This is a genomic window from Nocardiopsis sediminis, assembly GCF_042650565.1.
Classification (GTDB): Bacteria; Actinomycetota; Actinomycetes; order Streptosporangiales; family Streptosporangiaceae; genus Nocardiopsis_B; species Nocardiopsis_B sediminis.
This window is the reverse complement of sequence record NZ_JBHSBH010000006.1, coordinates 109,872-130,794: the sequence shown is the minus strand read 5'-3', so window position 1 is coordinate 130,794 and position 20,923 is coordinate 109,872. Positions and strand designations below refer to the sequence as shown.

Genomic DNA, 20,923 nt, shown 5'->3' with positions numbered 1-20,923 from the left:
CGGGGTCGTGGGGTCAGCGGGGTCAGTGGGTCTCGCGCAGGTCGAGCGCGATGTCCAGTGCCGGACTGGAGTGGGTCAGGGCACCCACCGCAAGATAGTCCACCCCGGTCGCGGCCACTTCGGACGCGACCGCCAGCGTCAGGCCCCCGCTGGACTCCAGCCGGGCGCGGCCGGCGACGAGGGCCACGGCCCGCCGCAGGTCGGCCACTGTGAAGTTGTCGAGCAGGATCTCCTGGGCGCCCGCCTTGAGCGCCGGCTCGATCTGGTCGATCCGGTCGACCTCGACCTCCAGCGGCAGCCCCGGATAGGCGCGCTGGACCGCGCGGACGGCTTCGGCGACGCCGCCGGCGGCCAGGACGTGGTTGTCCTTGATCAGCGCGGCGTCGGCCAGCCCGTAGCGGTGGTTGACCCCGCCGCCGCAGCGCACCGCGTACTTCTCCAGCGCGCGCAGGCCCGGGTGGGTCTTGCGGCTGTCGCGGATCCGCGCCCCGGTGCCCTCGACCGCCGCCACCCATTGCGCGGTGGCCGTGGCGATCCCGGACAGGTGGGTGAGCAGGTTCAGCGCCGTGCGCTCGGCGGTGAGCAGGTCGCGCGTGCGCGCGGTGACGGTCATGAGCACGTCGCCGCGGTGTACCCGGTCGCCGTCGGCGACGCGGCGCCGCACCTCGACCGCGCCGCCCGCGACGGTCCAGAACACGAGCTCGGCGACCGCCAGCCCGGCGACGGTGCCGTCGGCGCGGGCGACGACGTCGGCCGTGCTCAGCTGGCCGGCCGGGATGGTGGCGACGGTGGTGACGTCGACGCCGGTCCCGTGGCGGAGGTCCTCGTCGAGGGCGGTGCGCACGAGGGCGAGCGTGCCCAGGCCGGAGTCGTCGGGGGTGGGCTCGTTGGCCTCGGGGACCGAGGCGACGAGCTCGGCGGCCAGGTGCTCGGGCGGCCGGACGGGCGCGGCGTCCGGGCGCGGCACGACGGTGACACGCCCCTCGGGGTCCAGGACGCCCACCGCGCCCGCGGGCGCCCCTTCGGCGTGCCCGGGGTGGTCGGCCCGCCAGTGGGCGCCGCGGCTCTCGCGCCGGGCCTCGGCGTGGGCGGCCACGAACGCGGCGACGGTGAGCAGGTTGGTGGCCTCCCACGCGGCGATGCCCGGCTCGGCGGCCCCGGGCTCGGCGGACGCGGCGGCGATCCCGTCCAGGACGGCGCGGGCGGCGGCCAGGCCCGCGCCGTCGCGCACCAGGCCCACGTGCCGCGACATCGCCGTGCGCAGCTCGGCCATTGCCGCGGGGTCGGCGAGGCCGTGGGGCCGGGCGGGCGGGGAGCCGGCAGCGGATGCCACGGTGGCTGTGGCCGCCCCTGCCAGGCCGCGGGCGATGCGGCCGGCGAAGACCAGCCCCTCCAGCAGCGAGTTGGACGCCAGCCGGTTGGCACCGTGCACGCCGGTGCAGGCGGCCTCGCCCACCGCGTAGAGGCCGGGCACCGAGGTGGCGCCGTCCAGTCCGGTGCGGATGCCGCCCGAGGCGTGGTGCGCGGCGGGCACGACCGGGATCGGCTGCGTCACGGGGTCGATGCCGTGGGCGCGGCAGGAGGCCAAGATGGTGGGGAACCGTCTCTCCCACTTCTCGGCGCCGAAGTGGCGCGCGTCCAGCAGCACGTGGTCGGCGCCGGTGGCGGCCATGGCGCGGGCGATCGCGCGGGCCACGATGTCGCGGGGCGCGAGGTCGGCCAGCTCGTGCTCGCCCTGCATGAACCGGCGGCCCTCGGTGTCGACGAGGAAGGCGCCCTCGCCGCGCACCGCCTCCGACACCAGGGGCTGCTGGCCGCGGGAATCGGCGCCCAGCCACAGCACGGTGGGGTGGAACTGGACGAACTCCAGGTCCTGCACCTCGGCGCCGGCGCGCAGCGCGAGCGCGACCCCGTCCCCGGTGGAGACGGGCGGGTTGGTGGTGGCGGCGAAGATCTGGCCGATGCCGCCGGTCGCGATGACCACGGAGGGCGCGAGCACGGCGCCCACGCCGTCGCGCCGCCCCTCGCCCATGACGTGCAGGGTGACGCCGCGGATGCGGCCGCGCGGCGCCCCGGGGGCGGCGGGGGTGAGGAGGGCGTCGAGGGCGAGGGCGTGCTCGATGACCTCGATGCGCGGCTGGGCCTCGACGGCGGCGATCAGCGCCCGCTCGATCTCGGCGCCGGTGGCGTCGCCGCCGGCGTGCGCGATGCGGTCGGCGCGATGGCCGCCCTCGCGGGTGAGCGAGAGCTCGCCGGCGGGGTCGAGGTCGAACCGGGCACCCGCGGCAATGAGCCGGCGCACCGCGGCGGGGCCCTCGGTGGCCAGCACGTGCACGGAGCGGGGGTCGCAGGCGCCGTCGCCGGCGGTCAGGGTGTCGATCATGTGCGCGACCGGGCGGTCGGCCGGCCCGAGGGCGGCGGCCACGCCGCCCTGCGCCCACCGGGTGGACCCGGTGGAGAGCACGTCCTTGGTGACGATGACGACCCGGCCGCCGGGCACACGCTCGGTGTAGTCCAGTGCGGTGCTGAGCCCGGCGACGCCCGAGCCGACGATCACGACGTCGGCTTCGGCCGTCCAACCGGGCTCGGGGGCGGTGAGCCGGAGCGGTAGGGGCGACGACGTGGTGGCGCTCACCGTGTTCTCTCCCTGTTCCAGGTGGGTTCGCTGGGGATCACAGCGTGAGCGGCACGTTATCAATGAGCCTGGTCTCGCCCACACGCGCGGCCACGACGAGCACCGCATCGCCCCGGAAATCGCCGGGGACCTCGGTGAAGGACTGGGCGTCAACGAGGGCGAGGTAGTCGACCGACACCGGGGGCGCGGCGGTGGCCGCCGCGGCGAGCACCGCGCGCGCGGCGCTGAGGATGCCGACCGGGCCGGTGACGGACGCGTCGGCGCCGGCGAGCAGCGCCCGCGACAGCGCAAGGGCGCTCTCGCGCTCCTTGGGCGACAGGTAGGCGTTGCGGCTGGAGGTGGCCAGCCCGTCGGGATCGCGCACGGTGGGCACGCCCACGATCGCCACACCCATGCCCAGGTCGCGCACCATCCGGCGGACCACCGCGAGCTGCTGGGCGTCCTTCTGGCCGAAGAACGCGAGGTCGGGGCGGACCATGTGGAACAGCTTGGCGACGACGGTGAGGACGCCGTCGAAGAAGCCGGGGCGGAACTCGCCTTCGAGCACCCCGCCCATGCGGCCGGGGTGGACGGTCACCATCTGCTCGCCGGGGTACATGGTCTCGACCGCGGGGGCGTAGACGACGTCGACGCCCTCCTCGGCGCAGGCGGCGAGGTCGGCGTCGAGCGGGCGGGGGTAGCGGTCGAAGTCCTCGTTGGGCCCGAACTGGAGCGGGTTCACGAAGATGCTGACGGCGACGGAGTCGGCCTGTTCGCGGGCGGCGGCGATGAGGGTGCGGTGGCCGATGTGCAGCGCGCCCATCGTGGGCACGAGGGCGAGGCGGCCCAGGCCCGGCCGCAGCCGGGCCAGCTCCTCGGGGGTGCGGGCCACGGCCGGAGTGCGGCCTGCGGCCGGGGTGCGGGCCGGGGCGGGGTCCTGTTGGTTCAGCCGGCCCTGCGGGTCCTGCTCGCTCATGGGGATGTCCTCCGTCGGTGAGGGGGAAGAACGGCTCACGCCTGGAGGACGTCCGGCAGGCGTTCGCAGTGTCCTCGGTGGGTCATCGGTCTCGGCTCACGCCTGGAGGACGTCCAGCAGGCGTTCGGCGTCGTGGGGCTTGAGCAGCCCCGCTGCGAGCGCGCGGTCGGCGGTCAGCCGGGCCAGCGCCACGTAGGCCGGGACGCTCTCGGGGGAGTGCTCGCGCAGTTCGGCGATGTGCCCGGCGACGGTCTCGGTGTCGCCGCGCAGCACGGGGCCGCTCAGGCCGTCCATCCCCAGCCGCAGCGCGTTGTCCAGGGCGGCGCCGAGCAGGGGGGCGAGCATCCGGCCGGGGTCGTCGACTCCGGCCTGGGCGAGCAGCGCGGCGCTCTCGGCGACCAGGGTGACCATGTGGTTGGCCCCGCCCGCCAGGGCGGCGTGGTAGAGGGTGCGGTGCTCCTCGGGGATCCACACGGGCTCGGCGCCCATCTCCACCACCAGGGCCTCGGCGATGGGACGCAGCACATCGGGGGCGGTGACGCCGAAGGAAGCGTTGGCCAGGCGGTCCAGGTCCTCGTCGCGGCCGGTGAAGGTCATGACCGGGTGCAGGGCCAGCGGCAGCGCCCCCACCGCCGTGGCGGGCGCGAGGACGCCGTGGCCGTGGCTGCCGCTGGTGTGGGCGAGGAAGGTGCCGGCGACCGGGGCCCCCGTGTCGACCAAGCCGCGCACGAGTGGGGCCAGGGCGTCGTCGGGGACGGTGAGCAGGACGAGGTCGGCGGCGTCGACGACGTCGGCGGGTTCGAGGAGGACCGCGTGGGGCAGCCGGCCGGCCACCCGCTCGCGGGAGGCGTCGGAGACCGCGGAGGCGGCGACGACGCGGTGGCCCGCGCGTTCAAGGGCTGCGCCGAGGACCGATCCGACGCGGCCGGGACCGATCACCCCGACCGCGAGCCGCGCCGGGCGCCGGGTGACTTCCGTTGTCTCCATCGCACCTCGTTCCGCCCACGTTCCAGCCCACTGCGGGTACCGGACGTCCGGCCGCCAGCTTACTGTCCGTTGCTGATCAGCGCGGACGCCGGGTACCCGGCGGGTCATGGAGCGTGGGCGGGACGGGGGCGACGGGGGCGCGTCAGTGGGAGATGACGAACATGGGGCCGAAGAACCACGTGTCGCCGATGTGGTTCCCGGCGAGCGCGGGGCCGCCGCCGGAGGCCGCACCGTTGTCGATGTCGGTCGCGGGTTCCGTGTCGGTTTCGGGCTTGGTTTCGGGTTCCACCTCGGTCCCGGGTTCCGCCTCTTCCGCCGCGGTTTCGGTCTCGGGCGCCGGCTCGATGTCGTCGGCCGAGGCGGGGGCGCCCGCGAGGAGGGCACCGGCGAACGCGGCGGCGACGGCTCCGGCGGCGAGGTACTTGGTCAGCAGGATCGGCGTGGTCGGCGCTGTGGGCACGGGGGCTCCTTCTGTGCGCGCCGGACGGGGGCGCCCGGCGGGGGTCGATCGGGGGTGGCCGGGCGCGCTCGGCGCCCAAGGCAAGGGCCGGCGCCGCCCCCAGGGCAGGCGGCACCGGCCCGCATCATGCATGGTCCGCGCCCGAGGGCGCGGGAGACCGGAATCTCCGGACGCGCCGGATCAGTGGTGGCCGTGGCCGCCGAAGTCGTCGTCGTCCTCGATGGTCGCGGCTCCGGAGTCGACGCAGCTGGCACCGGCGTTGCCGATGATCGCGATCGCGTTGCCGCAGAGGTTGATCGGGATGTCCAGGTCGGCGACGAGCTGGTTGCCCCCGAGGAGGCTGCCGTTGCCCGAGGTGGACACGTCATCGGTGGCGTATGCGGGAGTGCCCGCAAGGAGCGCCCCGGCGAAGGCGGCTGCGACGGCTCCGGTGGCGAGAACGTTCTTCAGCACTGCGAATCCCCTCATGATGGTCCGGCCGGGAACGCCGACCGAAACATTCTTCCTGTGCGTATCAAGATAAACACGCAACGTGGTCGGACACTATCTAGCCACACCCGGACGGGCCGGAACGCCGATTTTGTGAAAGTGAAAGTTGGACGGATATCTTCACCGTCCCGAAGGGGACGGCATGTCCGACATTCCGTGATCAACGTGCGCCACAACCCCCACATCAGGTGACGCACACCACACGGGCGTGTCTATGCGTGCGTCGCGGGGCACAGCGGGAGAAGCCGCGCGCAAGCGGCCGAACCGGGGGCTGTCACCCGCGCGAGCCGGCCGGCCGAGACCGCCGCCGCCCTGGGGCGCCGCCGCACGCGGGAGCCGATCTCACCCGCGCGGGCCGGCCGCCTCGCTGCGCGTGGCCCAGCGCTCGGGTCCGGCGCTGGAACTGCGCGCCTCATGCCCGTAGCGCGCGATGCCGTCGACCACCCGCCGGGCCTCGGCGAGGTCGCGCCCCACCGCGCGCGCCCGGATCGGGCCGGGCGGGGTGTCGGCGTCGATCACGGCGACGCCGCGACGCCGCGCCAGGGGCCCGGCGGTCATCCGGATGCTCTGCGCGCGGGCGTGCGGGACGATCTCGATGATCCGGCAGAACAGCCCGCGCCGGGTGACGAACAGCTTCTCGTCGACCCCCAGCGCGTCGCCGGACGTCCGGCCGCGCGCGGCCGGGTGCAGCGGCACCCGCGCCGCCGCGGTCCCGGGGAAGAGCTCGTCCACCAGGGCGAAGGCCAGGTGGCGCGGGACGACCGGCAGCAGGACGGAGGAGTCCATCTGGCGCTCGCCGACGTAGCCGGCGACGTTCGCCTCCACCCGCACCACGCCCAGCGAGCGCCACAGCAGCGGCTCGACCAGGCGCACGGCCTGCACCCTGCCGGGCGGCACGGTCTGCATCCGCGCGGCGAAGGCGCCATAGCGCAGCCGCAGGCCGTCGGGCGACAGGGAGGAGTAGAAGTCCGTGTAGCGCATCAGCGGGCCCAGGAAGCCGCGCATGAGGCCGAGCAGCAGCGGGACGGCCCCGCCGAGGACGCCGAGTTCGCCGACCGCGATGCCGCCGGCGATCAGCATCAGGAAGAGCATGAACGCGCCCAGCACGGGGAGCCGGAAGGCCAGCGCTCCCAGGAGCAGGCCGAACGGCAGCCGGTAGAACGGCCACTCGGGCGCCTCGGGGGTCGTCCCCGACAGCCCGGCGGCGTGGGCGAGCAGCGACGCCCGGAGGCGTTCGGCCGTTCCCCGGCCGAGGTAGCGCAGGCGGATCTCGCTGGAGTCGCCCCCGGCCAGCTCCACGCGCAACTCGGCCAGGCCCAGCACCTGCATCAGCAACGGGCGGACGACGTCGACCGCCTGGAGGCGGCTGAGCGGGATCTCCCGCGATACCCGCCGCACCAGGCCGGTGTGCACGACGAGGTGGTCCTCGCGCAGGCCGAAGGAGGAGTGCCACCACGAGAGCAGCGCGTAGGCGGTGGAGCCGCACGCCACGGCGAGCGTGAGCATGGACAGCCAGCCGAAGCCGAACCCGAGGAGCAGGGGGCCGGGCATCGCCAGGAACACGACTGTGACCAGCACGACCTGGAAGGGCACCGTCGCCCAGTGGGTGCGGTGCGCCCCGCGGGTGACATCGGGAACTGGCGAGGCGGGGGGCGCGGACGGCGGCGCCGCAGGATACGGGGCGGACGCAGCGGCCGGCGGCGGGGGCGGCAGGAAACGCACGTGCGCCCCGTGCCCGGCGGCGTTGCCGGGGTGGCCCGGGTATCCGGGCTGACCGGGGTATCCGGGGTGGCCGAGGTGGCCGGGCGGTGCGGGATGGCCAGGGTGTCCGGACTGCCCCGGGTAGCCGGACGGGGAGGGGTGGCCGGTCTGGCCGGACTGGCCCGGGTAGCCGGGCCGGCCGGGGTACCCGGCGGCGGCCGGTGGGTACGCGCCCGGGTACGCCTGCGAGGCGGCGCCGTAGGCCTGCTGCGACTGGCGCGCGTAGGCACCTGTGGCCTGCGCCTGCGAGTAGGCGCCTGTGCTCTGCGCCTGGGAGTAGGCACCCGTGGTCTGCGCCTGTGGATAGGCGCCCGTCACCTGAGGCGGCTGCGTCCCTTGGCCGAAGGCACCGGTCGTCTGCGGCCCCACCGCGCCGGCGGCCCCTTGCGGAGCGCCCGGGGCGGAGCCGTGGCCGGGATACGCTCCAGGACCGTATGCCTGGGACCGGGCGTCGTCCCCGTAGGGCCGCGCCTGATCGCCACCGCCCTGCCAGGGCCGGCCGGCCGCCGTCTCTCCCTGCTCGCCCTGCCCTCCCTGCTGGGGCCGGGCGAAGGACTGCGTCTGATACGGCTGCTGGAACCCCTGTGTCTGGTGGGACGGAGGCAAGCCCTGCGCCTGTTGGGGCTGGGAGAAGGCCGTCGTCTGCTGCGGCTGCGCGAACCCCTGCGTGTACTGGGGACCGGGCACGCCCTGCGTCTGATCGGGCCGCGCGAACGCCTGCGACTGCTGAGGGCCCGCGACGCCCTGCGTCCGATCAGGCTGCGGGAACACCTGCGTGTGGTGGGGCTGCGCGAAGCCCTGCGCCTGGTCGGGCTGGGCGAACCCCGGCCCCTGCGTCGGATGAGGCCGGCCGAAGGTCTGCGTCTGGTGGGGTTGGGCGAACGCCTGAGTGCCGTTCCCCTCCCCCGCGTACGGGGCCTCGTCCCCGGGGCGCGCGGTCTGCTGGCCGGTGTACGGCGCCTGGTGGCCGGCGTACGGGGCCGGGTACCCCGGGGAGTCGGCCGGAGTGCCCGCCGCCGCGGGCGGCGCCGGAGGACGGGCGAAGGCGGCCGTCTGCCCCGCTGATCCCGGACCCGATGGGTACGCGGAGGATGGCGGCGCACCCTGCCCCGGCCCACCTGGAGCATGGCCGTGAGAGGGCTGGAGGGCGGCCTCACCGCTCGCCGCCGGCGCGGCCTGGCCATTCGGCCATGGGCCAGGAGCCGCCGGACCGGTGACCGTCGGCCCATAGGCGGGAGATGCCCCCGTTGTCGGGCCGGGCTGCGTCCCGTAGGGACGGCCGTCCCCCGGGAACGCCTGAGTTTGCTGGGGCCGATAGGGAAAGTGCGGCTGCGGAGCCCCAGGAGGCGCCTCAAGCGCCGGAGCAAAGCGCGGGATGCCGGAGGGGCGCGGAGCCCCGGACAGGCCGTTGGCATGCTCTTCTGGGCCGTGTGAGGACCAGGGCTCCCCCGTGTCGTCATCGCCGCCGACCTCCGGCGCCCGAGCCGGCCCGCCGTCATCGGCCACGGACACGCCGCCGGAGACGACCCCGGTCGCATCGACCTCGGTCCACACAGCGGCGACATCCGGCGCTACATCGGCATCGCCATTCACATCATCCCCGGCCCGCGACGAACCATCCGACGCGCGTGGACCACGATCGTCCTCCGGGGCCTCCCATGACACACCCCCATGGGATTCATCGACGCCCTCGTCACCCGCCGACCGACCAGAGGCAGGCCCGCTGGCAACCCCGCCACGCGGCCACACATCGTCAGCCTCCGGTGACGTGCCATCCCTCAAAGCACCGGACACACCACGGTCCGACGCCGCACCTCCGGCATCGGCCCACAGCGGCTCATCACGCCCACCCGTGTTCGCCGTCGCTTTGATGGTCATCGGCTCATCGGAACCGTCGGGCCTCGCTGGGTCGGCGTCCCGTGGCGTGCCGTTGTGGGTGGTGTCGGCCGGGACGGCGTCCTCGGCGAATCCGAGCCACGACACACCGCTGGCGAAGTCTTCGTCGTCGGCGTCGCCGGTCTCCTCGACGGTGGCGGGGGTGCGCGATGCCTCGTCGGGCGCGGGTCGGCGTCCGCGGCGGCGGGCGGCGGCCGGCTCGCCCGGCAGACGCATATGCGGCCACAGCCGCGGAGGGAAAGCTCCTCGCGGGCGACCGTTCGCCGTCTCTGTCTCTGCCTCGTCCTTCGTCCCTGCCGGGTCCGGGTCGTAGGCGGAGCCGGTTGCCCCGGGAACACGATCAGCGTGTCCCGAGCCGGATGCGGGGCCGTCGGGGCCCGGCTCGGGGGCGTCGGCAAGCGGACGCCCCGATTCGGGGTGGCTTCCTCCGGCCGTCGGTTCGGGGGTGGCTCCGGCGATCGCGTCGGTTCCCGAGTCCGCGTCGGTTCCGCTCTCGGACGCGGAGCCGCTTCCCGAGCCGTTCACGGCGGCGGCTCGGATCGCTTCCCCCGTGGTGGCGGCGTCCCCGGTGTCCGTTGCTCCCGCGTGCGTGCCGTAGTAGGGGCGGTCGTCGGCCTGGGGCGGGGCGACCTGTTCTGTGCGGTAGGTGTCGGTGGGCGCGGTGATCGGGCGCAGGTCCGGGAGAGGGGTCGGCTCGGGGAGCTCGAACAGCCAGCCGTCGGTAGGGGCGGAGGAGCCGCCGCCGGTACCGCCGCCGTTCGGGCCGGAGCCGTCGCCGGTCGTGCGGTCGCCACCGTCGTCATCGCTGTTCAGGTCGGGGCCACCGCCGTTGTCGCCGCTCAGGTCGGGGCCACCGCCGTTGGGGGCGCGGCCGTCGCCATTCGGGGTGCGGCCGGTGCCGTTCTCTGCGGGGTCGCTGCCATTCGGGGCGGCAGCCCCCTCGTCCGACGCGCTCGCGTCGTCCTGCTGTGAATGGTCCGGTGACGCGCCGTTGTCCGGCCCGGTCGTCCCGGCGGGGGCGGGCGTGTCCGCCGGGTGGGTCTCGGGCGGCGGCTCGTGGTCGGGTTCGGGTTCGGCGCCGAACCAGCGCCTCTTCTTCTTTTTTCCGGTCCCGGGCGCGGCTCCGCTGCCCGGTGTGGTGTGGCCCGGGTCCCGTGCGGCGCCGTTCGGCGCGTCGTCGTTGGCGTCGCTCACAGGTCAGAGCCCCGTTGAGAAGGTCTCGCTGCGCGTCGCCAGGCGATCGCGCAGCACGACGGCGTCGTCGAGCCGGAGTCCGGGGATGCGGGTGTCGGCGGTCGTGGCCGCCGTGCGCACGCGGACCGTCGCCATCCCCAGCGCCTGTTCCAGCAGGTTGGAGGTGACGTCCACGACCTGCATCCGGCCGTAGGGGATGACGACCAGCTGGCGGATGACGACGCCGTAGGTCAGGTAGAAGTCGGTGCGTCCCTCGGCGTAGCCCCAGGACCGCCACACGGTGGACGCGGCCGGCCATCCGGCCGCGCCGACGCCCACGGCCAGTACGACCCAAGCGACCGCCAGGACCCATGACCACATCCACAGGGCTCCGGCGCCGAGGGCGGCGACCGGGACCAGCACGCCCAGCAGGATCAGCCGACGGTACCAGGCGAGCATCGGAGAGACGCGGTTCCACTCGGTGCCGACGGGCGCCGCGAACGCGGCGTCGACGGGCGATGTGGCCTGCTCCGCGCCGTCCGCGGGGTCGGTTCCGGAAGTTCCCGAAGGGGGGCCATCGCTCTCGCCGACGGAGCCGATGGACTCGAGGCCGGCAGCGGGCCGGTGCTCGCTGCCGTCAACGTCCTCCGCCGGGCTGATGGACGCCGGGCCGACCGCGGGCTCATGTCCGTTGCCGTCTGCGGCGGCTTCCGGGCCGACGATCTCGGGACCGGCCGCAGGTCGGCTCCCGGTGCCGTCGTCGGCCTCCGCGGAATCGGTGGACGCCGGGCCGGCGGCCGGCGGCCCGTGCCCGGCGCTCTCCGCGGCGTCGGCCGGGCCGGTGGGCTCGGCCGTCCCCGCCTGCTCAGCGGGCACGAACTCTGCGGGGGCGAAGCCGCCCCGGGGATCGGGCTCGCCGCTGTCGCCCGCCGGGGGGTGTTCCCCAGCGGGCGCGGTGACCGTTCCCTCGGCGTTTTCGGGCGCGGTTCCGGAGTCGTCACCGGATGCGGTTCCCGGAGCTGTTGGGTCAGACGCGGCAAACTCCACGATTCCAGTCAATCATCCCTTTGCCACTCCGCGGAGTCATGCCACGCGAGCCGGCCGCCGATCGGCCTGGTATCCGCGCGGTTCCGCAGGTGCGGACGGGGTGCCGGGCTCGGCGGGTTCGGCCGGTTCGACCGGGGCGCGGGGGACGATGGGGTTGGAGGGGGCGGCCGGATCCCCCGGATCCGTGGGGCCCAGCGGGTCGAACCCGCCGCGCGGTGTGCGCCACGCGGGCCACCCGGCCCACTCGGGCGATGCGGGCCACGCGGTTCCGGCCGGTGTGAGACCGGCCACGATCTCCGCGGGGCAACCCTCCGCGGGGCAGGTCGGGTCTAGAGGGCCGCGGGGAGCGGCGGGGGCAAAGGGGTCGAGGCGCACCCGTGGTGGTCGGGGCAGGGCCTCTTTCGCCGTGGAGGGGTGCTCGGCAATTGGGGTGACCAATGTGTCGATGGACATGAGCGCGGCTCCCGAAGCTGGTGGGTCGGACGCGGCAATTTCCACGATTCCAGTCAATCATCCTCCCGCCCCGTGGAGCGGGGCCACAGGAACCCCGTATCGGCCCTCCCTGAACGGTCGCCCCCGCCGCACCCGATCACCCCGGGGCCACGGAACCCCCAGGTCACACGCACGACCGCCCCGGTTCCGGCCGTGGTCGCACGGCGGATCCGGGGCGGCGAGACGTCCCGAGTGTCCGGTTCAGGCCACCGGTCCCCGGCCCGGGGGCGGCTCCTCGTCTTCCGGGGGCACCCGGCAGGCGTGCTCCAGGAGGAGCCCGGCGGCCAGCAGCAGGCCGCCCGCTGCCAGGGTGCCGGCGCAGGTGATGGCGTCGGCGCGCGCGCTGGCGGCGTTCAGCCGGTCCAGCAGGGCCAGCGCCGCGCCGCCGAACACGCCGACCGCCAGGGCCCCGAACAGGGCGCTGGCCTTGGCCAGCGCCACCAGCCGGGCGGCGCTCAGCGGCTCGATCGGCGTGGTGCCGGTGGCCCGCCGGATGCGGCGGCGGGTGTGCCAGGCGGTGATGCCCTCGCCCACTGCCAGCAGCGCCAGGGTGGGGATCGCCGTCCACGGCACCAGCAGCGGGACGGACCCGTAGGCCAGGTCGACCACCAGGTAGGCGATAGCCGCGCCGACCACGATGATGCCCAGCGGCAGCCGCCAGCCGGTCGGCCGCATGCTCCCGTTGTGCTGGTTGTCGTCGTCCATGCGGTCCTTTGCGTGGTCGGGTCAGAGCGGCGGCTGGAGGGCGAGGTCGTCGCGCCGCCGGATCTCCTGGTCGGCGACGTCGGCGAGCAGCCCGGCCACGGCGCCGCGGCCGGGCAGGACGGCGTCGGGGTCGGCGTCGGCCCAGGGCCGCAGCACGAACGCGCGCTCGTGGGCGCGCGGGTGCGGCAGGGTCAGATCGGGGTCGCTGCTGCGCCGCTCGCCGAAGGCGACGATGTCGACGTCGATGGTGCGCGGCCCCCAGCGGACCTCCCGGACCCGGTCGAACGCCTCCTCGACCCCCTGGGCCCGCTCGAGCAGCTCGATGGGGGGCAGCTCGGCGTCGGCGAGCAGCACGACGTTGAGGAACGGCCCCTGCTCGGGGCCGCCCACCGGGGCGGTCTCATAGACCGGTGACAGCGCCACCGGCTCCAGCCCCGGGGCATCGAACAGGGCGTCGACCGCGCCTTGGAGGATCGCCCTGCGGTCGCCCATGTTGCCGCCCAGCGACAGCACGACCCGCTCGGGGGTGTCGGGCGGGGTGTCGACGGAGGTCACGGCCGCCTCCGCACGATGGTGACGGTCACGTCGGAGAACTCCTGGGCGATCGGGGCGTTGGGCTTGTGCACGGTGACCTCGGCCTCGATCACCCGGGGCTCGGCCAGGCAGACGGCGGCCAGCCGCTCCGCCAGGGTCTCGATCAGGTTCACCGGCTCCCCGCGCACGACCTCGACCAGGCGGTCGCTGATCTCCCCGTAGTGCACGGTGAGGGTGAGGTCGTCGGTGCGCGCGGCCGCGCGGGTGTCGACGCCGAGGACGACGTCGACGAGGAACTCCTGCCCTTCGCGGCGCTCGGCCTCGAACACGCCGTGGTGGCCGCGGGCGCGCAGCCCGCGCACGGCGATGCGGTCCAGCGGCCCGGGCGGTGGCTCCCCCGCGCCCGGCCGGTCCGGCTGGTCTGCCACCGTCAGCCCTCGTCCCCTTCGTCGTCGTCCTCGTCCAGCAGCACCGGCGAGGCGTGGTGCGACCACAGCCGCCAGCCCTGTGCGGTGTGCACGAACATGTTGGTGGTGACGACCTGGCCGCCGGCGACGAAGCCGGGGTTGTCGTCCTCGGCGGTCAGTACGTTCTCCTCGCAGGTGACCATGGCGACGTCGCCGCTCACCCCGATGTGGGTGTCGGTGAGCACGTACTGGATGTAGGGCACGTTGGCCATGATCAGCGCCCAGGCGCGCATGATCTCGGCGCGCCCGCGCAGGAGGGGCCAGCCGGGGTTGACGCAGACGAGGTCGGGGGCCTCGTCCTCCTCGGCCCAGACGCGGCGCATCAGGTCGATGTCGCCGTTCTCGATGGCCCCGTAGAACTGCGCGTTGGCCTCGGCGACGCGCTCCATGACCTCCTGGCGGGACTTCACCGGCCACCCCGGCCGGCGAGGTCGGCGCGGCCGTCGTGGAGGTCGGCGCCGCCGCTGCGCCAGGCCGCCGCGACGCGGACCGCGTCGGCGTTGGGCCGGACGTCGTGGACGCGCACGCACCATGCGCCGCGGTCGGCCGCGAGCGTGGTGAGGGCGACGGTCGCGTCGTCGCACTGCGTGAAATCGCGGGGTGTTCCGTCGGGGCCGGCGAGCAGCCGCCCGAGGAAACGCTTGCGGGAGCCTGCTATCAAGAGTGGACGCCCCAATTCGTCGAATCTGTCGAGGTGTGCGAGCAGAGCCCAGTTGTGGCCCCGTTCGGGGCGCTTGGCGAACCCCAGTCCGGGGTCCAGGACGATCTGGCCGGGATCGACGCCTTCGCCGACCATGGCGTCCATGCGGTCCTTCAGTTCGTCGTGCACCTCGGTGACGACGTCCGCGTAGACCGCGCGGTTCTGCATGTCATGACTATGCCCACGCCAGTGCATGAGCACGTAGGCGACGCCGGACTTGGCCACGAGCCGGGCCATCGCGGGGTCGGCGAGCCCGCCGCTGACGTCGTTGACCAGGAGCGCCCCGGCGTCGACCGCGTGCGCGGCGACCTCGGCGCGCATGGTGTCGACGCTGACGGCGATGCCCTGGCGGGCGAGTTCGCGGACCACCGGGCCGATCCGGCGCAGCTCCTCGGCGCTGGAGACGCGCTGGGCGCCGGGCCGGGTGGACTCGCCGCCCACGTCGACGATGTCGGCGCCGTCCTCGGCCAGCCGGAGGCCGTGCTCGATGGCCTTCTTGGGGTCGAACCAGCTGCCACCGTCGGAGAAGGAGTCCGGGGTGACATTGACGACCCCCATGACCAGGCACCGCCCGCGGTCGGGAAGTCCTGGGAGCTTGTTCGTCGACGCCATGTCCTCACCCTACGAGACGCGGCGGCGCGGCAGCCGCGCCGCCGCCGCGTCTGTGTCGCGCCGCACCCGTCGGCGGGTGTCAGTCGCGGGACAGGATGAGGCTCATGGCCTCGGCCCGGGTGCGGTCGCGGTTGCGGAAGTCGCCCCGCACCGCCGAGGTGACGGTCTTGGCGCCGGGCTTGCGCACGCCGCGCATGGTCATGCACAGGTGCTCGGCCTCGATCACCACGATGACGCCGCGCGGGTCGAGGTGCTTCATCACGGCGTCGGCGACCTCGGTGGTGAGCCGTTCCTGCACCTGGGGGCGGCGTGCGTACACGTCGACCAGCCGCGCCAGCTTCGACAGCCCGGTGATCTGGCCGTTGGAGTTGGGGATGTAGCCGATGTGGGCGCTGCCGTAGAACGGCACCAGGTGGTGCTCGCAGGTGGAGTACAGCTCGATGTCCTTGACCAGCACCATTTCCTCGTGGCCGGCCTCGAACACCGTGGTGAGGACCTCGCCCGGGTCCTGGCGCAGCCCCGCGAACTGCTCCTCGTAGGCGCGGGCGACGCGCGCCGGGGTGTCGCGCAGGCCGTCGCGGTCGGGATCCTCGCCGATGGCGATCAGGATCTCGCGGACGGCCCGCGCGATGCGGGGCTGGTCGACCTTCCCGCCGGTGGGGGCCACCAGCGGGATGTCGTCGTCCTCTCCGCCGATGTATCCGCTCACTCCTGCGTCCCGTGGTCGCCGCCGGGCTCGGTGTCGCCCGGGGTGTCGCCGGTGCCGCCGGAGGCCGCGGGGCGGTCGCCGCGCCAGTCGCTCTGGCCGTTGGGGCTGGCCTCGACGGCGAGGCCGTTCTGCCCGCCGCCGCCCGCGATGGTGCCGACGTCCTGGGGGCCCAGCAGGGCGAGCTCCTTGGGCGTCTGCACGGGCGGCTGGTCGGAGGGCTGGCGCTTGCCGTAGCCGGTGAAGGAGCCGCGCGCCGGGCGCTTGGTGATCGGCGCGAAGACCTCCAGGACCTGCTCCTTGGTGAGGGTCTCCTTGTCGAGCAGGTGCAGCACCAGGTCGTCGAGGACCGCACGGTATTCGACGAGGATCTCGTAGGCCTCGTCGTGGGCGGACTCGATGAGCCGGCGCACCTCCTCGTCGATCAGGGAGGCGATCTCCTCGGAGTACTCGCGGGAGTGCGACATCTCGCGGCCGAGGAACGGCTCGGTGTTGCCGCTGCCGAACTTGCGCGCACCCAGCCGCTCGCTCATGCCGTACTCGGTGACCATGTTGCGCGCCAGGCTCGTGGCCTTGTCGATGTCGTTGGCGGCTCCGGTGGTGGGCTCGTGGAAGACGAGCTCCTCGGCGGCGCGCCCGCCGAGCATCATGGCGAGCTGGTCCATCATCTCCGAGCGGGAGGTGAGGAACTTGTCCTCCATCGGGACCGACATGGTGTAGCCGAGCGCCCGGCCGCGCGGCAGGATCGTGATCTTGTGCACGGGGTCGGCGTTGGGCAGGGCGTGGCCGACCAGGGCGTGGCCGCCCTCGTGGTAGGCGATGACCTTCTTCTCGGCGTCGGACATGACCCGGGTCTTGCGCTCGGGGCCGGCCATGACGCGGTCGATGGCCTCCTCCAGTGTGGGCAGGTCGATCTCGTTGCGGCCCGCGCGCGCCGAGAGCAGGGCGCCCTCGTTGACGACGTTGGCGAGGTCGGCGCCGGTCATGCCGGAGGTGCGCCGGGCGATGACGTCGAGGTCGACGTCGTCGGCCATGGGCTTGCCCTTGACGTGCACCTGGAGGATGCCCTTGCGGCCCTCCATGTCGGGGCGGTCGACCACGATCTGCCGGTCGAACCGGCCCGGGCGCAGCAGCGCCGGGTCGAGGATGTCGGGCCGGTTGGTGGCGGCGATGAGGATGACGCCGCCCTTGACGTCGAACCCGTCCATCTCGACGAGCATCTGGTTCAGGGTCTGCTCGCGCTCGTCGTGGCCGCCGCCCATGCCGGCGCCGCGGTGGCGGCCGACGGCGTCGATCTCGTCGATGAAGATGATCGCGGGGGCATTGGCCTTGGCCTGCTCGAAGAGGTCGCGCACGCGCGAGGCGCCCACGCCGACGAACATCTCGACGAAGTCGGAGCCGGAGATCGAGTAGAACGGCACTCCGGCCTCGCCGGCGACGGCGCGCGCCAGCAGGGTCTTGCCGGTCCCGGGCGGGCCGAACAGCAGCACGCCCTTGGGGATCTTGGCGCCCATGGACTGGAACTTGGCGGGGTTCTGGAGGAACTCCTTGATCTCCTGGAGCTCCTCGATGGCCTCTTCGGCGCCGGCGACGTCGGCGAAGGTGCTCTTGGGCGTGTCCTTGGTGATCAGCTTCGCCTTGGACTTCCCGAAGTTCATCACCCGGGAGCCGCCGCCCTGCATCTGGTTCATGATGAACAGGAAGATGACGATGATGATGATCAGCGGGAGGAACGAGAACAGCAGCGACACGAACATGCTGTCCTGCGGGACCTCGACGTCGTAGGACTGGAGGTTCTCGCCGTCCTGTTCGAGGGTCCGCAGCTCCTGCGCGAGCTCATAGCCCTGGCCTTCGACCCAGTAGGCTTCGTAGACCTGGTCGTTCGTCGTGGTCAGCTCGATTCGCTGTTCCTTGTCGATCAACCGGGCGTTGTCCACCTGGTCGCGGGAGATCAGCTCGAAGACCCGCGACGTGTCGACCTTCTCCGGTTCGGGACCGGAGCCCAGACTCGTGAGCTGGAAGAAAACGAAGAGCATGAGGCCGATGGCCAGGATCCATGGCCACGGCCCGCGGTACAAACGCTTGAGATTCATCGATACGGAACCCCGCTGGGTCCGTCCCTCCTGACCAGCGGCCTGCTTCGAGCACACACGAGCACCCGGAGGGCCGCTCAATGTCCCCGGAAGCGGGACCTATCGGACACGTATTCCCTACAGTGATGCCGGGATAATCGACGGTACACCCCGTCCGTGACCGGGCGCACTCACGCCTCGGACCAGCACGGCCGGTTGAGGCCCGTCAAAGCACCAACGCCCGCGGACGCCCGCAATGTTCCCGGCGGCCGGGGCGATACCGGTGCGGCACCGCCCCGCGGTGCCGCCTCAGCCCTGGTAGACGTGCGGCGCCAGGGTGCCGATGAACGGCAGGTTCCGGTACTTCTCGGCATAGTCCAGGCCGTACCCGACGATGAACTCGTTCGGCAGGTCGAAGCCGATGTACTTCACCTCCAGGTCGACGCTGAACGCCAGGGGCTTGCGCACCATCGTGCAGATCTCGACCGACGCCGGGCCGCGCGATTTCAAGTTGCCGACCAGCCACGACAGGGTCAGCCCGGAGTCGATGACGTCCTCGACCACGAGGACGTTGCGGTCCTTGATATCGGAGTCGAGGTCCTTGAGGATGCGCACCACGCCCGACGACGTCGTGCCCGCGCCGTAGGAGGACACCGCCATCCAGTCCATCTCGCAGGCGTGGCCGAGGCCCCGCGCGAGATCGGCCATGACCATGACGGCGCCCTTCAGGACGCCGACGAGCAGCAGGTCCTTGCCGGCGTAGTCGGCGTCGATCTCGGCGGCCAGCTCCCCGATCCTGGCCGTGATCTGTTCCTCGGTGACCAGGACCTTCTCAAGGTCGCCGCCCATGTCCTTCGCGTCCACGCTCTGTTGTCCTCGCTGCTCGCCTCGCGGAACCGGATGGCAACCAGGATAAAGGTCCACAACCCGCCCCGAACGCCATCGGTCCCGCTCACCGGCCCTTCGGGCGGGTTCCCGGCGGCGCCCCGTGCGGCGGTTCGGGCTGCTGCGCAAGCGTGATGCGCGCCCCGGCCCGGCGGGCGCGGCGGGCACCGGGAAGGTGCACCTCGGCCTGGCCGTGCCAGTCGGTGACCAGCCGGTCGAGCTCGGCCACGTGGCCCGCCGTGAGGTCGCCCGCGGGGCACCCGGCGGCCAGCGCCGCCCCGCGCAGGACCCGCGTGCGCACGGCGCGCGGCAGGCCGGCGAGCACGTCCACGTCGAGCTCCCCCGGGCTCGGCGCCGCCTCGGCGGCGGCCCGCTCCGCCCAGGCGTCGAGCGCGTCGGCGTCGTCGCGCAGCAGCCCCGCTGTGCGCGCCAGCGCCTCTGTGATCCCCGGGCCCAGCGCCTCCTCCAGAGCGGGCAGTGCGTCGTGGCGCACCCGGGAGCGGGCGTAGGCGGGGTCGGTGTTGTGCGGGTCGCTCCAGGGGTCGAGCCCCATGAGCCGGCACGCCTCGCGCACCGACGCGCGGCCCAGCCCGAGGAAGGGGCGCAGGTAGCGGCCGCCGTCGGGTGCCATCCCGGCCAGGGACCGCGCGCCGGAGCCGCGGGCCAGGCCGAGCAGGACGGTCTCGGCCTGGTCGTCGCGGGTATGGCCCAGCAGCACGGCGGCGGCGCCGTGGCGGTCGGCGGCGGCGTCGAGCGCCGCATACCGGGCGCTGCGCGCGGCGGCCTCGGGGCCGCCGGCCCGCCCCACCTGCACGGCCACGGTGTCGACGGGGTCGAGGCCCAGGCCGCGCAGGGTCGCGGCGACGGCGGCGGCACGTTCGGCCGAGCCCTCCTGGAGCCCGTGGTCGACGGTGACGCCGCCCGCCCGCAGCCCCATCCGCGCAGCGGTGAAGGCGGTGGCGCCGGCCAGCGCCAGCGAGTCGGCGCCGCCGCTGCACCCCACCAGCACGAGGTCGCCGGGCGCCAGCGCGCCGAGCGCGCGCCGCACCCGGCGGCGCGCCGCGGCGACATCGGGCGGCGGGCCGGTCACACCTCGGGCGCGGCGAGACCGGCCTCGGGCAGCGCCGGCGGGCTCACCACGCGGGCGATCCAGTCCTGGGGGTTGCGGATCTCGTCCATGGTCGGCAGGGTCTCGGGCGACTCCCACACGCGGTTGAAGTCGGCCATGCCCACCTGGGCCACGACCTTGCGGACGAACACCGCGCCTTCCTCGTACTGCTTCATCTTGAGGTCGAGGCCCAGCAGCTGGCGGATGACCTTGTCGACGCGGTTGGCGCCCTCGCGGCGCCGCTGGAACCGGCGGCGGATCGTGGCGACGGAGGGGACGACCTCGGGGCCGACCGCGTCCATCACGTAGTCGCCGTGCCCCTCGGCGAGGGTCATGACGGCGGTGATCCGGTCCAGGATCTCGCTCTGCTCCTGGCTCTGGAACGCGGTGATCAGGTTGCCCTCGCCGCCGCGCACGGCTTCGGCGACGGCCTCTCCGGCCGCGCGCAGCCGGTCGAGGAAGTCCGAGGCGTCCATGTTGGACGCCAGCAGCATGTCCTGCATCTGCTGCTGGAGGTACTCGCGCAGCCACGGCGACGACGTGAACTGGGTGCGGTGGGTCTCCTCGTGCAGGCACACCCACAGCCGGAAGTCGCGGGGGTCGACGTCGAGCTCGCGCTCGGCGTGGACGATGTTGGGCGCCACGAGGGTGAGGCGGCCGGTCGGCGCGTTGCCTTCGGGGTCGGGCGGCAGGAAGAGCTCGTACTGGCCCAGCACGCGCCCGGCGAGATAGGAGAGCACGGCGCCCAGCTGGACGCCGGTGACGCGCGATCCCACCGCGGAGGTGATGGCGCCGGCCGCGCCGAGGCCCGGCTTCGCGGCGGCGAGGCGGTCGAGGATGGGTTCCAGCACCACGCGGAACCCGTCGACGTTGGCCTTGATCCAGCCGGGACGGTCGACGATGACCGCCGGCCCCGCCGGTTCAAGGGGTTCCATACCGGTGAACTCGCGCACGTGCCCCTGGGCGGTGACGGACAGCTCGCGCAGTTGCGCCACGGCCTGCCGGGCGTCGGCGATGTCCACCTGAGGGCCGGGCCGCACGAGGCGGATTCCGGTGTTGACGGCTACGTCCCAGTCGATCAGACTCACGCCTTCACCGTACCCACTGGACACGGACCTCACGGGGTCCCGGTCGCGATTTCCGGGTTTCCTCAGGGGTGACCCCGAGCGGCGGCCCGCGGCGCTGTCCGTGACCTCCCGGGAAACGGCGGCCGGCCCGCCGGGCGCTGTGCGCCCGGCG

At 73.9% G+C, this 20,923-nt stretch carries 17 protein-coding genes; all 17 read right to left on the bottom strand.

From position 1 onward, the window contains the following. Positions 1-22: 22 nt before the first annotated feature. The 17 genes from ACFOVU_RS09120 to ACFOVU_RS09040 all read right to left on the bottom strand — a co-directional run bounded on the left by ACFOVU_RS09120 (position 23) and on the right by ACFOVU_RS09040 (position 20,766). Positions 23-2,635, bottom strand: a complete 2,613-nt coding sequence (locus ACFOVU_RS09120; RefSeq protein WP_378531797.1) for an L-aspartate oxidase — start codon at positions 2,633-2,635, stop codon at positions 23-25. 37 nt (positions 2,636-2,672) lie between these two features. Then, the gene (gene panC, locus ACFOVU_RS09115; RefSeq protein WP_378531795.1) at positions 2,673-3,590 is read right to left on the bottom strand and encodes a pantoate--beta-alanine ligase; all 918 of its coding nucleotides are present in this window, start codon (positions 3,588-3,590) and stop codon (positions 2,673-2,675) included. A 96-nt stretch (positions 3,591-3,686) separates the two neighbouring features. Beyond that, complete coding sequence (locus ACFOVU_RS09110) at positions 3,687-4,577, bottom strand: Rossmann-like and DUF2520 domain-containing protein (RefSeq protein ID WP_378531793.1); 891 nt, start codon at positions 4,575-4,577, stop codon at positions 3,687-3,689. Positions 4,578-4,719: 142 nt separating this feature from the next. Further along, entirely contained in the window at positions 4,720-5,037 is a 318-nt protein-coding gene (locus ACFOVU_RS09105) for a hypothetical protein (protein ID WP_378531791.1), read from the bottom strand. A gap of 180 nt (positions 5,038-5,217) precedes the next feature. Further along, a complete protein-coding gene (locus tag ACFOVU_RS09100) occupies positions 5,218-5,490 on the bottom strand; it encodes a chaplin family protein (protein ID WP_378531789.1) in 273 nt (90 codons plus the stop codon). Between the two features lie 378 nt (positions 5,491-5,868). Next, positions 5,869-8,058, bottom strand: a complete 2,190-nt coding sequence (locus ACFOVU_RS09095; protein WP_378531787.1) for a PH domain-containing protein — start codon at positions 8,056-8,058, stop codon at positions 5,869-5,871. 2,322 nt (positions 8,059-10,380) lie between these two features. Next, positions 10,381-11,232 carry a PH domain-containing protein gene (locus ACFOVU_RS09090; protein WP_378531785.1) on the bottom strand — a complete coding sequence of 284 codons (852 nt, stop codon included), beginning with the start codon at positions 11,230-11,232 and terminating at the stop codon, positions 10,381-10,383. A gap of 864 nt (positions 11,233-12,096) precedes the next feature. Further along, complete coding sequence (locus ACFOVU_RS09085) at positions 12,097-12,600, bottom strand: DUF3180 domain-containing protein (RefSeq protein WP_378531783.1); 504 nt, start codon at positions 12,598-12,600, stop codon at positions 12,097-12,099. A gap of 21 nt (positions 12,601-12,621) precedes the next feature. Next, positions 12,622-13,092 carry a 2-amino-4-hydroxy-6-hydroxymethyldihydropteridine diphosphokinase gene (gene folK, locus ACFOVU_RS09080; protein ID WP_378531824.1) on the bottom strand — a complete coding sequence of 157 codons (471 nt, stop codon included), beginning with the start codon at positions 13,090-13,092 and terminating at the stop codon, positions 12,622-12,624. A gap of 59 nt (positions 13,093-13,151) precedes the next feature. Continuing rightward, complete coding sequence (gene folB / locus ACFOVU_RS09075; RefSeq protein WP_378531781.1) at positions 13,152-13,562, bottom strand: dihydroneopterin aldolase; 411 nt, start codon at positions 13,560-13,562, stop codon at positions 13,152-13,154. Between the two features lie 2 nt (positions 13,563-13,564). Next, positions 13,565-14,011, bottom strand: a complete 447-nt coding sequence (locus ACFOVU_RS09070) for a nuclear transport factor 2 family protein (RefSeq protein ID WP_378531779.1) — start codon at positions 14,009-14,011, stop codon at positions 13,565-13,567. Continuing rightward, entirely contained in the window at positions 14,008-14,913 is a 906-nt protein-coding gene (gene folP / locus ACFOVU_RS09065; protein WP_449289732.1) for a dihydropteroate synthase, read from the bottom strand. The genes ACFOVU_RS09070 and folP overlap by 4 nt, the downstream gene beginning before the upstream one ends. Before the next feature lie 79 nt (positions 14,914-14,992). After that, positions 14,993-15,610 (bottom strand): GTP cyclohydrolase I FolE, encoded by a 618-nt coding sequence (gene folE / locus ACFOVU_RS09060; protein ID WP_378531820.1) that lies wholly within the window; start codon positions 15,608-15,610, stop codon positions 14,993-14,995. Between the two features lie 8 nt (positions 15,611-15,618). Then, entirely contained in the window at positions 15,619-17,712 is a 2,094-nt protein-coding gene (gene ftsH / locus ACFOVU_RS09055) for an ATP-dependent zinc metalloprotease FtsH (RefSeq protein ID WP_378531777.1), read from the bottom strand. A gap of 288 nt (positions 17,713-18,000) precedes the next feature. Further along, positions 18,001-18,555 (bottom strand): hypoxanthine phosphoribosyltransferase, encoded by a 555-nt coding sequence (gene hpt / locus ACFOVU_RS09050; RefSeq protein WP_378531775.1) that lies wholly within the window; start codon positions 18,553-18,555, stop codon positions 18,001-18,003. An 88-nt stretch (positions 18,556-18,643) separates the two neighbouring features. Beyond that, on the bottom strand, positions 18,644-19,666 hold the full coding sequence (tilS, locus tag ACFOVU_RS09045; RefSeq protein ID WP_378531773.1) for a tRNA lysidine(34) synthetase TilS: 1,023 nt from the start codon (positions 19,664-19,666) through the stop codon (positions 18,644-18,646). Then, positions 19,663-20,766: a zinc-dependent metalloprotease gene (locus ACFOVU_RS09040; protein ID WP_378531818.1), complete on the bottom strand. Its 1,104-nt coding sequence runs from the start codon at positions 20,764-20,766 to the stop codon at positions 19,663-19,665. Before ACFOVU_RS09040 ends, tilS begins: the two co-directional genes overlap by 4 nt. Positions 20,767-20,923 lie beyond the last annotated feature (157 nt).